Source organism: Leifsonia sp. T36S-04, from assembly GCF_042465655.1.
Taxonomy (GTDB): Bacteria; Actinomycetota; Actinomycetes; order Actinomycetales; family Microbacteriaceae; genus Leifsonia.
On sequence record NZ_CP146286.1, the window covers coordinates 2,701,126 to 2,714,865 of the forward strand.

At 69.0% G+C, this 13,740-nt stretch carries 10 protein-coding genes; 6 read left to right on the plus strand and 4 right to left on the minus strand.

Features of this window, described 5'->3' with window-relative positions:
- Positions 1–48: 48 nt before the first annotated feature.
- Both P3F85_RS13105 and P3F85_RS13110 read left to right on the plus strand, forming a co-directional pair.
- Positions 49–2,493, plus strand: a complete 2,445-nt coding sequence (locus P3F85_RS13105; RefSeq protein ID WP_374008126.1) for a glycoside hydrolase N-terminal domain-containing protein — start codon at positions 49–51, stop codon at positions 2,491–2,493.
- Between the two features lie 14 nt (positions 2,494–2,507).
- Positions 2,508–3,674 carry an ROK family protein gene (locus P3F85_RS13110; protein WP_374008128.1) on the plus strand — a complete coding sequence of 389 codons (1,167 nt, stop codon included), beginning with the start codon at positions 2,508–2,510 and terminating at the stop codon, positions 3,672–3,674.
- 77 nt (positions 3,675–3,751) lie between these two features.
- On the opposite strand, the gene P3F85_RS13115 is transcribed toward P3F85_RS13110, so the two are convergent.
- The 3 genes from P3F85_RS13115 to P3F85_RS13125 all read right to left on the minus strand — a co-directional run bounded on the left by P3F85_RS13115 (position 3,752) and on the right by P3F85_RS13125 (position 7,408).
- Positions 3,752–5,434, minus strand: coding sequence for an ABC transporter substrate-binding protein (locus tag P3F85_RS13115; RefSeq protein WP_374008130.1), 1,683 nt, complete (start codon positions 5,432–5,434; stop codon positions 3,752–3,754).
- 82 nt (positions 5,435–5,516) lie between these two features.
- Positions 5,517–6,410 (minus strand): carbohydrate ABC transporter permease, encoded by an 894-nt coding sequence (locus tag P3F85_RS13120; protein WP_374008132.1) that lies wholly within the window; start codon positions 6,408–6,410, stop codon positions 5,517–5,519.
- 50 nt (positions 6,411–6,460) lie between these two features.
- Positions 6,461–7,408, minus strand: coding sequence for an ABC transporter permease (locus P3F85_RS13125; protein ID WP_374008133.1), 948 nt, complete (start codon positions 7,406–7,408; stop codon positions 6,461–6,463).
- A gap of 391 nt (positions 7,409–7,799) precedes the next feature.
- Between P3F85_RS13125 and P3F85_RS13130 the strand changes: the two genes are divergently transcribed.
- Both P3F85_RS13130 and P3F85_RS13135 read left to right on the plus strand, forming a co-directional pair.
- The gene (locus P3F85_RS13130; RefSeq protein ID WP_374008135.1) at positions 7,800–8,993 is read left to right on the plus strand and encodes an ROK family protein; all 1,194 of its coding nucleotides are present in this window, start codon (positions 7,800–7,802) and stop codon (positions 8,991–8,993) included.
- 39 nt (positions 8,994–9,032) lie between these two features.
- On the plus strand, positions 9,033–9,575 hold the full coding sequence (locus P3F85_RS13135; RefSeq protein WP_374008136.1) for a GIY-YIG nuclease family protein: 543 nt from the start codon (positions 9,033–9,035) through the stop codon (positions 9,573–9,575).
- A gap of 52 nt (positions 9,576–9,627) precedes the next feature.
- On the opposite strand, the gene P3F85_RS13140 is transcribed toward P3F85_RS13135, so the two are convergent.
- Positions 9,628–11,223, minus strand: a complete 1,596-nt coding sequence (locus tag P3F85_RS13140) for an MFS transporter (RefSeq protein WP_374008138.1) — start codon at positions 11,221–11,223, stop codon at positions 9,628–9,630.
- 104 nt (positions 11,224–11,327) lie between these two features.
- On the opposite strand from P3F85_RS13140, the gene P3F85_RS13145 reads away from it, so the two are divergent.
- Together P3F85_RS13145 and P3F85_RS13150 are read left to right on the plus strand one after the other, a co-directional pair.
- Positions 11,328–11,945, plus strand: coding sequence for a TetR/AcrR family transcriptional regulator (locus P3F85_RS13145; RefSeq protein ID WP_374008140.1), 618 nt, complete (start codon positions 11,328–11,330; stop codon positions 11,943–11,945).
- A 37-nt stretch (positions 11,946–11,982) separates the two neighbouring features.
- Positions 11,983–13,710, plus strand: a complete 1,728-nt coding sequence (locus tag P3F85_RS13150; protein WP_374008141.1) for a cation:proton antiporter — start codon at positions 11,983–11,985, stop codon at positions 13,708–13,710.
- Positions 13,711–13,740 lie beyond the last annotated feature (30 nt).

Consider the following 13,740-nt stretch of genomic DNA (forward strand, 5'->3'; position numbering starts at 1 on the left):
CAATTAACCATGCCTAGTGTTTCGATTGCAACCCCGGAAGGACGACCGATGACGATCCCCGACGAGACGCCCGAGCAGACCCTCCGGCTCGCCTGGAACGCGCCCGCAACCTCGTGGGAGGAGGCCCTCCCGCTCGGCGACGGGCTCCTCGGCGCGATGGTCTTCGGTGGAGCGGAGGGTCGCTACCAGGTCAACGACGCGACCGTGTGGTCCGGTTCCCCGGACATCGCCGCAGCCGAGCTCCGCCGCGTCGTCGCGCAGGGCGCGGGGCCGGAGCGACTCGCCGAGGTGCGTGCTGCGCTGGCGGCCGGCGACCTCGACCGTGCCGAGGAGCTGCTCCTCACGTTCGAGGGGCGGTACAGCCAGGAATTCCTCCCGTTCGTCGAGCTGACCGTGGGGCTGCCGGGTGCGCGTCCGGTCGACGGCGAGCCCGCACGGGTCCTCGACCTCGACCGCTGCACCGTCACGGAGTCGCTGGAGGTCGGCGGAGCCCGTGTCGAACGCGTCTCCCGCGTGGATGCGCGCACCCTCCTGGTATCGATCGCCTCGACCGAGGAACTGCCCGAGGTGCGCCTGGCTCTGACCACCCCCCTGCGCGAGCTGGGCCGTGCGACTGCGGATGGGACGGTTGTCCTCGATGTCAGCGTCCCGGTCGACGGCGCTCCTCTCCATGAAACCTCCGTCAACCCGCCGCTGCGCTACGCGGAGCCGGGAGACGGAACGTACGACGGCTTCGCCGCCGCGGTCCTCGCGGTGCGGAGTGACGGCACGACGGAAGCCGGGGACTCCGGCCTCATCGTCCGTCATGCCCGAAGACTGCTGATCGCCCTCTCGTCGTCGACCCGCGCTGAGTCGTGGTGGGCCGGCGCGGACGACGAGTGGCGGACCGTCTCAACGGAGACGATCCGGGACCGCGCACGGGACCGCGCACTCGGCGCCATCGCCGGCAGCGCGGACCCCGCCACGGATGGCGAGTCCCGCCATCCGGCGGCGGCGCGGTTCGCGATCGGCGGCCGGCGCGAAGGGCTGTGGGACGTCGAAGCGGACGTCCTGCGCGGAGGCGATGACGGTCTGCGCGCGACGATCGCCGCCGAGTACGGCCGCTACCTGCTCACCTCGTCGTCGCATGCGGGTGGCCCCGCCGCGAACCTGCAGGGCATCTGGAACGGCGAACTGCGTCCGGCGTGGTCGTCCAATTACACGATCAACATCAACACCCAGATGAACTACTGGGCTGCGGGACCGCTCGGCGTGACCGCTGACGCCGAGCCTCTGGTGTCGCTCGTCGAGCGGCTGGCCGTCACCGGGCGCGACGTCGCCCGTGAGCTGTACGGCTGCCGCGGCTGGGTCGCTCACCACAACAGCGACCTGTGGGGCTGGAGTCTCCCGGTCGGGATGGGCCACGGAGCGCCCAGCTGGGCGATCTGGATGATGGGCGGCGTCTGGCTCACCCACTCGCTGTGGGACCTCTACGAGTTCACCGACGACGAGCACCTCCTCCGCGAGCGGATCTGGCCGCTTCTGCGTGGCGCGACGGAGTTCTGCCTCGATTGGCTTCAGGTCGACGACGACGGCGTAGCGTTCCTCGCCCCGTCCACCTCCCCCGAGAACTCGTACCGGGACGGCGACGGAGTACCCCGCGCGCTCGGGCTCACGGCGACGATGGACCGGGAGCTGGTCCGCTCCCTCCTGCAGCGCGCCCTCCGCGCACTCGACGTGCTCGGCATGAGCGACCCGCTGCGCCCGGAGATCGAGGCTGCGCTCTCCACCATCCCCGGACCCGGGATCGGCGGGGACGGACGGCTACTCGAGTGGTCGGAGGAGGCCCCGGAGCATGAGCCCGCGCACCGCCACCTGTCGGCGCTCGTCAGCCTGTACCCCCTCGAGCTCATCACCCCCGACGGCACTCCCGCCCTCGCCGACGCCGCCCGGCGCTTCCTCGACGCTCGCGGAGACGGTGCGATGGGGTGGTCGTGGGCGTGGAAGATCGCACTCCGCGCCCGCCTGGGCGACGGTGAGACGGCGCACGAACTCCTGCAGCAGGCGCTCACACCGTACGACGGCGACGCGCGCCGGCACGGGCCGGTCGACGGCTCCGAGTGGGGCGGCCTCCTGCCGAACCTCTTCAGCACGCATCCGCCGTTCCAGATCGACGGCAACCTCGGGTTCCCTGCTGCGATCGCGGAGCTGCTGCTGCAGAGTCACGCCGGCGTCGTGCACCTGCTTCCCGCATTGCCGGCCGCCTGGCCGGACGGCCGGGTGACGGCTCTCGGCGTCCGCGGCGGCCTCACGGTCGACCTGGCCTGGTCCGGCGGCCGCCTCGAGACCGCCGTCCTGCACAATCCCCATCCCGATACCCGTGAGGTCCGCCTCCGGTACGGCGCCACCGACGTCGACGTCCTGGTCCCCGCCCAGGGCGTGCACGTCGTCGACCACTCCGCGGATGAGATCCGCCTACCCTTGGTGATGGAGTCCGGGCGACCACAGAGGTAGGCGTGAAAGAACCCATGAACGACGAGACGCGGAGACGCATCGCGCTGCTCGGATCGTCGTCGGATGCGGCCACACGCGTCTTCACCACCATCCTTACGCGCTCCCCCATCAGCCGGATCGACGTCTCGCGGCTCACCGGGCTGTCCCAGGCGGCGGTCACGAAGGCCGTGACACCGCTTGTGGCCGCTGGACTCGTCAGCGACTCCCTCGATCCGCACCTGACCGGGCTCCCCGGCCGTCCGGTCAGCCCGGTCGCGGTCGTGCCGGACGCGCTCGTGACCCTCGGCGTGAAAGTGAACGCCGACGAGCTCATCGGCGTCGCCACCGACCTCACCACTCGCGTCATCACCTCTGACCGTCTGCCGCTCGTATCCCACGACCCGGCCGCCGTCGCCGATGCCATCGTGAGGCTGTGCGGTCGTCTTCAGCACGCGCTCGGCGGCCTGAGGTCGCGGCTGGCGGGAGTCGGTGTCGCCGTGTCGGGCGACGTCGACAGGAAGACCGGCGTGGTCCGTGACTCCGCCCAGATGGGCTGGCGGGGCGTCGACCTCGGCGCGACGCTGTCCGAGCGCCTCGGCCTGAGCGTCGTCGTCCAGAACGACGTGAGCGCGCTCACCGTCGGCGAGCACTGGTTCGGCGTCGGCCTCGGCACCCGTTCGTTCGCGATCGTCACCATCGGTCGCGGCATCGGCAGTGGCCTCCACCTGAACGGCGAGGTCGTCGAGGGCGCCTACGGCGTCGCCGGCGAGATCGGCCACCTGCCGCTGACCTCACCGGACCGCGTCTGCGCCTGCGGACGCCGCGGTTGTGTGGAGGCGGTCGCGGCGACCAGCGCGATCGTCGCCGCCGTGTCGTCCGCGCACGGCCGCGCGGTCACCATCCGCGAAGCGGTCACTCTGGCCCGCGCCGGCGACTCGGCGGCGCTGGAGGCGTTCGGCGAGGCGGGAGCCGTCATCGGCGCTGCCATCGCCAGCCTGGTCAACCTGGTCGGGCCCGAGCTCGTCATCATCGGCGGCGAGGGCGTCACCGACTTCGACCTGTTCGAGACGCCGTTGCGCCGGTCGTACGCCGAGCACGTCTTCGCATCCGCCGACCGCTGCCGCATCGTCGTCCGCCCCCATACCTTCGAGGACTGGGCGAGGGGAGCCGCAGCGACGGCCATCCGCGCGCTCGTCGACTGACGGTCCCGGGCGACGAGGGCGCGAGCAGCGACTCCGGTCGAGCGTCATCCTGTGGCGCCCGACCGGAGCCGCTGGGCTTACTTCTTGGACGCGTCGTAGGCCGTCTGCAACGTGCTCAAGTAGTCCTTCAGCCCGAGCCCGTCGAAGCCCTTCACGTACGCATCCCAGTCCGTGTCGAGGTTCTTCGATCCGGTGATGAAGGCGAGAGCGTTCTGGGTCACGTAGCTGTCGATGTTCGTCTGCTCCGTTGCGACCTGGGTCGCTTTGGCCGGGTCCGGCCACACCCGCCACGTGGGGTAGATCTGGCTCTTGTCCTCGTGCCCCTTGTACAGCTGAGTGGCGTCGAACAGTCTGCGCTCGTAGCCGGACGTGTCGTAGATGTCCGTCGGGACGGCCTGCGACCCACGGAACTTCTCGCTCTGGTTGTAGGTCGAGAGCGCTCCCCACTGCACGGCGTTCGCCGCATCCTGAGAGAGCTGCAGGTTCGTGAACAGCGGCTTCTCGGCCGGGTCGAGCGCCTTGTCGTCGGCGCCGGCCTTCGCCCATCCCTTGCCCTCCGGTCCGAAGTTGCCGTCGAGCTGGCCCTTCTCGGTGAAGAGGTAGTTCACCATCTTGATCGCGGCCACCTGGTCGTTCTTCGAGGCCTTGTTGGTGAGCAGGAAGGTCGCGCCGGGCGTGCTGCCGAAGGCGTACGTGGCGTAGTCTGCGCCATCGGGTCCGGTCAGCGGCGGCACGGCGTCGTACTGCTTGTCACGGCCGTCCTTCGAGGCGGGGGTCACGAAGATGTACGGGTGGAGGCCGCTGGCGCTTCCCAGGATGACCGGACCGGCGTTGTTGCCCTCCTGAGCCAGTGCGGCGGGGTTCTGGGTGAACGCGCCCTTGTCGATCAGCCCGGCATCCCACAGCGACTTGATGTACTTCAGGCCCTCGCGCCATCCGTCCTTGTTCGCCTGGATGTCGACCTTGCCCTTGTTGAGCACCGTGGTGGACTGGATGCCCTTGTCCGGGTTCTGCGGGTCGTAGATGAACGCGTTCATGAAGAACGGGATCAGCGAGTCGTGCGAGTCGCCACTGAGCGGGATCTCGTCCTTCGTGCCGTCGCCGTTCGGGTCGCTGTCCTTGAACGCCGTGAGGACCTTCTTCATGTCCTCCGTCGTCTTCGGCATCTGGAGGTTCAGCTTCTTCAGCCAGTCGGTGTTGATCCAGAGCTTCGACGGGTACTGGATGTGCTGCGTCTCGGCCAGCTGCGGCAGGCCGTAGATCTTGCCATCCGGGGAGGTCGCCATCGCTTTGTAGTCGGGGTTGCTGTCCAGCGCCTTCTGGATGTCGGGCGCGTACTGCTTGATGAGATCGTTGAGCGGGACGGCCACGCCCTGCTTCGCGAGCTTCTCGATGTCGACCTGGTTGAACTGGTCCACCCACGGAATGAGGAGGAACGCGTCCGGGTAGTCGCCGCTCGCCATGAGGATCTGACGCTTCTCAGGAGCGACGGAGGAGTCCTGGGTGGTGGTCTGCCACGCGAACGTGATGTTGAACTTCTTCTCGATCTCCTTGGTGAAGGCGTTCGTGGCGAGATCCTGACCGGTTCCCTGCTGGGCGAAGACGCTCAGGTGCGCCGTCCCGCCGATCTTGTCGTCGCCGCTGGACGCCGAGCTGGGGGTGCAGCCCGAGAGTGCGAGCAGCGCGACACCGCTCGCGACGGCGGTGACCGCTGCCGAGAGTCGACGCCGTGCGGCGCGATTGCCTGTGTTGGACATCATGGTTCGTTCCTCCTTTGGAACTTGGATTGCGTGACGGGACGTGCGGTGTTGCGGGGGACGAGCGGGGTGCGGGTCGGCAGGGTCAGCCCTTGACCGACCCGATGAGCACCCCTTTGTTGAAGTAGCGGGCGACGAACGGGTAAATGATCAGCACCGGCACACTCGTGATGACGATGAGCGAGTACTTGAGCAGATTGACCAGATCCTGGTTCTGAGCCTGGGCGGCGAGATCGTTCGTGCCCCCGTTCGTGGCGTTGAGCACCAGGATGTTGCGCAGCACGAGCTGGAGCGGGAATAGATCGGAGCTCTTGAGGTAGAGCAGCGCATCGAAGTAGCCGTTCCACTGGCCGATCGCGTACATGAGAGCGATGACGGCGATCAGCGGCTTGGACAGCGGCAGCACCATCGTCCAGAGGAAGCGCCACTCGCTCGCACCGTCGAGCTCTGCCGCTTCGACCAGCTCCTCGGGGATCGCCGAGCGGAAGAACGTCCGCGCGATGATCACCTGCCAGACCGCGACGGCCTGCGGCAGCAGGAGCGCCCAGCGGGTGTCGAGCAGTCCGAGGTTCTGGACCACCATGTAGGTGGGGATCAGGCCGCCGCTGAACAGCATGGTGAACAGCAGGATGGACATGATCACGTTGCGGCCCATGAACGTGCGGCGCGAGAGCGGCCACGCGATGCAGATCGTCAGCGTCGTGCTGATGAGTGTGCCAGCGACCATGTAGAAGAGGGAGTTCGCGTAGCCCAGGAGCACCTGCGGGTCTGCGAGCACCGTCTGGTAGCCCTTGAGGGTGAAATCGACGGGCCAGAGGAACACCTCCCCCGCGGTCACCGCGTGCGGCGAGGAGAACGAGCTCGCGAGGATGAACAGCAACGGCAGGAGCACGACCAGCGCGGCCAGGATCAGGCCCAGATAGATCACGACCAGGAGCGCGCGGTCGGACGTCGATTCCCGGATGCGACGCGGTTTCATCGAGGGCGCCTTGGCCCTCGTCCTGCCGCGGTCCGCCAGACGGTCGAGGGTCACCACAGTCCACTCCCACTCACACGACGTGCGACCCAGTTGACGACGAGCAGCAGCACAAGGTTGATGACGGAGTTGAAGAGGCCGACGGCGGTCGCCGTTCCGAAGTCGGCGTTGAGGATGCCCAGCTTGTAGACGTACGTCGCGATGATCTCGGACTGACCGAGGTTCAGCGGGTTCTGCAGGAGGAAGGCCTTCTCGAACCCGATCGACATGATGTTGCCGACGCTCAGGATCAGCACGATCATCGCCGTCGGCATGACGCCCGGGATATCCACGTGCCAGATCTTGCGGAGGCGGGAGGCGCCGTCCACTTTCGCCGCCTCGTAGAGCGACGGATCGATGCCCGACAACGCAGCCATGTAGATGACCGCTGAGTACCCGGCCGTCTGCCAGACGTCCGACCACACGTAGACATGCCGGAAGTAGTCGGGATCGCCGAGGAAGTCGGGCGCCGGGACGCCGAAGAACCCGAAGACCTCGCTGAGGATCCCGAGCCTCGGCGCCATGATCAGGATCATCATCGACACCACGACGACCGTCGAGATGAAGTACGGCGCGTAGGTGATGAGCTGCACCGACTTCTGGAACCAGCGGTGGCGCACTTCGTTGAGCGCGAGCGCGAGGAGGAGCGGGATGGGGAAGCTCGCCAGGACCGCGTAGCCGGAGAGCGCGAGGGTGTTCGTGAGCAGCGTGGGGAACTGCGGGTTCTGCAGCATCAGCTGGAAGTTCGTCCAGCCGGTCCACTGACTGCCCCAGACGCCGAGGATGGGGCTGTAGTCCTTGAAGGCGATGATCGCGTTGGAGATGGGGACGTACTTGAAGATCACGAAGTACGCGAGCGGAAGGATGGTCAGCAGGTAGAGCTGCCAGTGCCGCCGCAACGAGATCCGCCAACGCTGTCCCAGGCTTCTGCGGCGGGGCGCCACCCGAGGTGTCGCCGGCATGGGCGCTTTCGCCGCTCTGGTCGTGGGTGGCGCCGTCGTCGCGGGTGGGGCGCTCGTCACGACCGCCGCCTCTCGTGCAGGCGACGCCGGCGATGCGCGGCGGCGCGAGCCTGGGTACTTATCACCTTCGTCATCGAAGACTCCAATAGGTCGATCGTGTCCGCCGCCCGGCGGGATCGTGTAAAGCAAAACGTATTTTTTTGCCGTTGTCAATAATTACTCGGGACCGCTCACTGCGGGAATCATATGGAGGGTGCGCGACTCTGGACGCGGCAGGCATTCCGGATGTTCACGGATTAACGCACAACAGCAACAAAACTGCTGTTGTGGGCTAGCCTCGTCCTGTGCGAGACAACAACGTCAGAGCCGGGCTGCGTGAGGACGCGGTCCGATGAGCACGACCATGCCCGAGCGCGTCGGTCGCCGACCCGCTCTGGGGACCGCGAAGTCCGCCGAGATCTTCACGAGGATCATCACCCACGGCCCGGTCAGCCGGCTCGACATCGGACGGCTCACCGGTCTCTCGCAGGCGAAGGTGACCAAGACGGTCAGCCCGCTCATCGAGAGCGGCTACGTCACCGTCGGTGAGCACGCCGAGCACTCGTTCCCGGGTCGCCCGGTCCGTCCCCTGAGCGTGGTTCCGCGCTCCATGATCGCTGTCGGTGTCAAGGTCAACGCCGGCGAGATCTTCGCAGTGACGGTCAGCCTCGGAAACGAAGTGCTCGGCTCCACTCGGCGGAGGCTCAAGAGCCACGACCCCGAGACCACCATCGCAGCGATCGTGGAGTCGGTGACGTCCCTCGTCGAGCAGCTCGGCGACGACGCGGCGCACCTCAGCGGTGTGGGCGTTTCGGTCTCCGGTGACATCGACACGGAGACCGGGACGGTCCGGCATTCTCCGCTGCTGAACTGGACGCACGTTCCCCTCGGCAGCGAACTCGCGTCACGACTCGGTCTTCCCGTCACCGTCGAGAACGACGTGCGGGCGCTGGCGAAGTCGGAGCACTGGTTCGGCGTTGGCAAGGATGCGAACTCGTTCGCGATCGTCACCATCGGCGCCGGCATCGGATGCGGGATCTACGTGAACGGCGACGTCGTGGTCGGATCGCACGGCGTCGCGGGTGAGATCGGACATCTCCCCCTGGCGTCGTCGGACGCGCTCTGCGTGTGCGGTCGGCGGGGGTGCGTCGAGGCTGTGGCGTCCTCCCACGCGATCCGGGACGCCGTACGCCGCGCGCACGACGATCCCGCACTGACTCTGGACGACGCAATCCACCTCGCCCACGAGGGCGATCCGAGCGCCGTCGATGCCTTCGAACATGCCGGCACGGCGATCGGCGCTGCCCTGGCGGCCACCGTCAACCTCTTCGGACCGGAGGTCGTCGTGATCGCCGGCGAAGGGGTGATGGACTACGACCTGTACGAGCGCCGCTTCCGCGAAGAGTTCCTCGCCCACGCGTTCGGGGCGGCCGCCAACTGCCGCCTCGTCGTCCGGCGTCACACCTTCACCGATTGGGCGCGCGGCGCGGCGGTGGCCGCCCTTCGCGAAGCGATCACCGTCTCCGGCGGCTCCTCCGCCGACTGACGTTTTCGCGCTGTCGGCGGCCGCGGCTACGCTCGCGCCATGGACACCGCGTGCGCACTGTGCGGCGCCCCGGCACACGCCGGCGCTCCGCTCGCCCTGTGTCTCGGGCACCTTCTGGAGGCGCACGACTGGGTGGATGGCGACCTCGGCGTGACGGACGTGCTGCCGTCGCCGTGCGCGTTCTGCGGCTCCCGGCTCGGCGTGCGGTACCCCGCGGGCTGGCTGTGCGCCGTGTGCGAGTGGCGGGTGGCGGAGCCGCCGCCGGAGGGGGCCAGGTCGACCCGGGTCGACGTCGTGTACTACCTGCGCTACCGGGACCGGATCAAGATCGGCACGACCGCCAATCCCGCCCAGCGGTTCAGCGCACTCCCCCACGATGAGGTGCTCGCGTTCGAGCGGGGCGACCGGATGCTCGAGCATCGGCGCCACGAGCAGTTCGCCGATCGCCGCATCCCTGGCACGGAATGGTTCGAAACGGATCCGTCCCTCCTCGACCACATCGCGCGCCTCCGCGACGGAGCACCCGACCCCTGGGCCCTTCTCGCCCGCTGGCGCAGCGAGGCCGCCGCCCTCCGCGCCTGACCCGCCCCGCCCGGCCCGCCCAGCCCGCGTCGGGAGGGCTCGGGGGCGAGGGTTAGGCGACCTCGAGGGTCTCGCGGGGGGCGCGGGACGGGGCCTCTTCGGCCACCTTCGCGGCGAGGCGGGCCATCTCGGCGGCCTCATCCACGGACGCGGCGGGGAGGAGGGCGAGCTCGCCTGCCGCCTCGAGGTCAGCGGCCTCTGCGATGGTCGCCGCGCCCGGTGCCACATTCGCGGACGCGACCTCCGCGGTCGGCAGCGACTCCGCCGCACGGCGCGCGGACCGCATGATCACTGCAGCGACCACGGTCACCACGCCCGCGGCGAGCGCGAGCAATCCGGCCGTCGCGAAGCCCTCGGTGTAGCCGCGCTCGGCAGGCAGCCCGTCCGGCGCGATGGCCCCCGTGACGAGCGCCGTCATCACGGCCGCCCCCACGGCAGAGCCGACCGTCCGCAGGTTGGCGTTCATGCCGCTCGCGATTCCGGTCTGCGTGGCAGGCACGCTCTGCACGACCACGCTGGTGATCGCGGCGTAGATGAGACCCAGTCCGATGCCGAAGACTCCCGCAGCGGCGGCGACCATGATCAAGGAGCCGTGGAGGAACGCGAGCGACAGGCTCGCCGCTCCCATCACGACGGCCGAGACCACGATCTGCGCGCGGAAGCCGACCCAGCGGGCCAGAGGTCCGCTGAGGAAGCCGGTCACGGCCATGGTCACGAGCATCGGGAGCATGAGCATCCCGGACCCGGCGACCGTGGCGCCGAGTCCGTACCCCGTCGAGGTGGGGGTCTGGACGAACCGGGGGAAGAAGGCGAACACGGCGAACATCGAGGCGCCGATGAAAACGGCGGCCGCGTTCATCGACCAGACGCCCGGTTCGCGCATGAGCCGCATGTCGACCAGTGGATGCCGCGAGCGCAGCTCCACGAGCACCCAGGCGGCGAGGAGCAGCGCGGCGAGCACGAGCAGTCCGATGACGGCCGGTGACGACCATCCCCATTGCGCTCCGGTGCTGAGCGGGAGGAGCAGCGCGATCAGCCAGCCGGAGAGCAGCACGGCCGCCCACGGGTTCACCCCGCCGGTGGCGCGCGTCGGCGATTCGGGGATGAAGATCAGGGCGAGCACCGCGGCGGTCGCCGTGAGAGCGACGGGGAGGAGGAACAGACCGCGCCAGCTGAGCGCCGCCGCGAGCGGACCCGCGAGCACGGTGCCCAGACCGCTGCCGATGGCGATGATGGAGGCGATCGCGCCGATCGCCGACGGCAGCCGGCGTGCAGGGAACTCGTCCCGGATGATGCCGAACGCCAGCGGGAACATAGCCCCGCCGAGGCCCTGAATGACACGGCCGGCGATCACGACGCCGATCGTGGGCGCGACCGCGGCGACGACGCTTCCGATGCCGACGGCGAGCAGTGCGAGGACGAGGATGCGGCGCTTGCCGACCAGGTCGCCGACGCGGCCGAGCAGCGGTGTTGCGACCGCGGCGGCGATGAGCCAGGCGGTCATGGTCCAGGTGACGCCCGCAGTGGTGGTGTGCAGGTCCGACTGGATGACGGGGAGGACGGGGACGACGAGCGACTGGAGAGTCGCGAAGGAGCCCACGCTGAGCGCCAGGATGGCGAAGGTGAGTCCGGGGTGGGATCGAGACATTGTCGGGTGTTTCCGTTTCTCGAGGTGAGGCCCGAAAAGGGCTAGAATGGAGGGAGGCTCCGTTCGGAGGGTTCCTCCGGTTACAGGTTCTACAGTACCGGAGGATGCCTCCGCTTCGCAACCGTTTCATCCTGGACCCCGAAAGGACCGTCGCCGTGACCGGCACCGAGACCCCCACGCTCGGCGTGGTGCGCCCGCAGCGAGCGGACGCGCGCCGCAACTTCGACGCGCTGCTGGCGGCTGCCCGCGAGGCGTTCGCAGAGCAGGGACCGGGGGCGCCGCTGGAGGACATCGCGCGACGGGCCGGCGTCGGCATCGGCACGCTCTACCGGAACTTCCCGACCCGGGATGCCCTGGTCGAGGCGGTCTACATCGACGAGGTAGCAGCCGTGGTCCGCGCCGCCGAGGAGGCCGGAACCCTCGAGCCGTGGGAGGCGGTGGAGGCGTGGCTGCGACGCTTCGTGACATATGTGGGAACGAAGCGGGCTCTCATCGACGGACTCAACAAGGACTCCCCCGTCCTCCTCAGCTGCCGCACGTCGCTGTACGACGCGGGCGAGCCGCTCCTCCAGCGCGCGCAGGCGGCGGGCGAACTGCGGGACGACGCGACGATCGGCGATGTGATCCGCATGGTCTCGGGCATCGCGGGTGTCGCGTTCGAGGACGACGCCCAGCGCGACCGCGTGATCGCCATGGCGGTCGACGGACTGCGGTCCCGGTAACCGCCCACCGAGCGAAGCCTCCCCGTACGCTTAGACGATGGAGCTGGGCGTCTATGCGGTGATCGCTGTCGCGGTCATCGTCGGCGTGGCCGCCTTCGCCCGCAGACTCGGCGTCGCGGCGCCGATCATCCTGGTCATCGTCGGGGTGGTGCTGTCGTTCCTGCCGGGGGTTCCGGACATCGAGGTGCCGCCCGAGATCATCCTGGACGGGCTGCTGCCGCCGATCCTCTATGCGGCGGCGATCAGCGTCCCGCTGACCGACTTCCGCCGCAACCTCGCGCCGATCGCCGGGCTCTCCATCGTGCTGGTCGTGATCACGGCCTTCGCCTCGGGTTTCGTCCTGTTCACCATGCTGCCGGATCTGAGCCTGGCAGCGGCCGTCGCCCTTGGCGCCATCATCAGCCCGCCGGATGCGGTCGCCGCGACGTCGATCGGACGCAAGCTCGGCCTCCCGCCGCGACTGCTGACCGTGCTCGAAGGCGAGGGTCTCGTCAACGACGCGACAGCCCTGGTGCTGCTGCGGACGGCGATCGCCGCTGCGCTCGGCGCCCTCACCACGCCCTGGGCCGGCGTCGTCGACTTCCTCAGCGCCGTCGCCATCGCCGCCGTCATCGGGTTGGTGGTCGGATTCGTCTCGGTCTGGGTGCGCTCGAAGCTCAGCGACCCGGTGCTCGACACCGCGCTCTCGGTCGTCGTCCCGTTCGCGGCGTTCGCTCCGACGGAGGCGCTGCACGGCTCGGGCGTGCTTGCGGTCGTCATCACCGGCCTCTACACGGGCCATGCGGCGCCGCGGCAGTTCAGCGCTCAGGCGCGCATCAGTGACGCGATCAACTGGCGCACGATCCAGTTCCTGCTCGAGAACGGCGTCTTCCTCCTGATCGGCCTGGAGCTGCGGACGCTCGTCGGCGACGTCCAGAATCCGGAGGTGCTGAGCGTCTGGAACGCGGTCGGCATCGGGCTGATCGCCGTCGTGTCCCTGATCGTCATCCGCTTCGTGCTGATCGTCCCGCTCATCCTCGGTCTCCGCCGACGGGCGGAGCGGGCCGAGCGCTCCGTGCTCCGGGAGTGGCTGATGATCAGCTACTTCCGCGACCATCCGGTCCGCTATCGATGGCAGTCGCTCCGCAAGCAGCGGGCGGAGCAGCGCTACCTGCGCCATCGCACCGACCTCGAGGAGTACCGCCAGGAGGCGATCGACTGGAAAGGCGGCGTCGTCCTGGGCTGGGCCGGGATGCGCGGCGTCGTCACCCTCGCCGCCGCGCAGTCGTTGCCAGAGGGGATCCCGTACCGGCCGCAACTCATCCTCATCGCCTTCACCGTCGCCTTCGTCAGCATCGTCGTGCAGGGCGGCACCCTCCCTGCGCTCATCCGCCTCCTCGGGCTGCAAGGGGCGGACGCGGGGACGGATCGGCGGCTGCTCGCCCAGCTGCTCGACGACCTCAGCGAAGCCGGGCTCGCCGTGCTGGACGATCCGGAGTCGGCCGCGAGCACCTCGAGCCCGATCGATCCCGAGGTGGTGGAGCGTGTCCGGCAGTCGTCGTACCTCCGCGCCGAATCCGCCTGGGAACGCACCATGACGGCTGACGCCCCGGAGGCCAGCCGGCCCCATCACCTGTACCGGACGCTGCGCTTGGCCGTGGTGGATGCGGAGCGCACCCGGCTCCTCGTGGAGCGGGCCCGCGGCTCGTACCCGTCACGCGTGCTCGCCGAGGCGCAGTCGCTGCTGGACCTGGAGGAGACACGCCTGCGCTCCCGCGCCCGCTGAGAATCGCGTCGCTGAGAATAATGTGCCGTT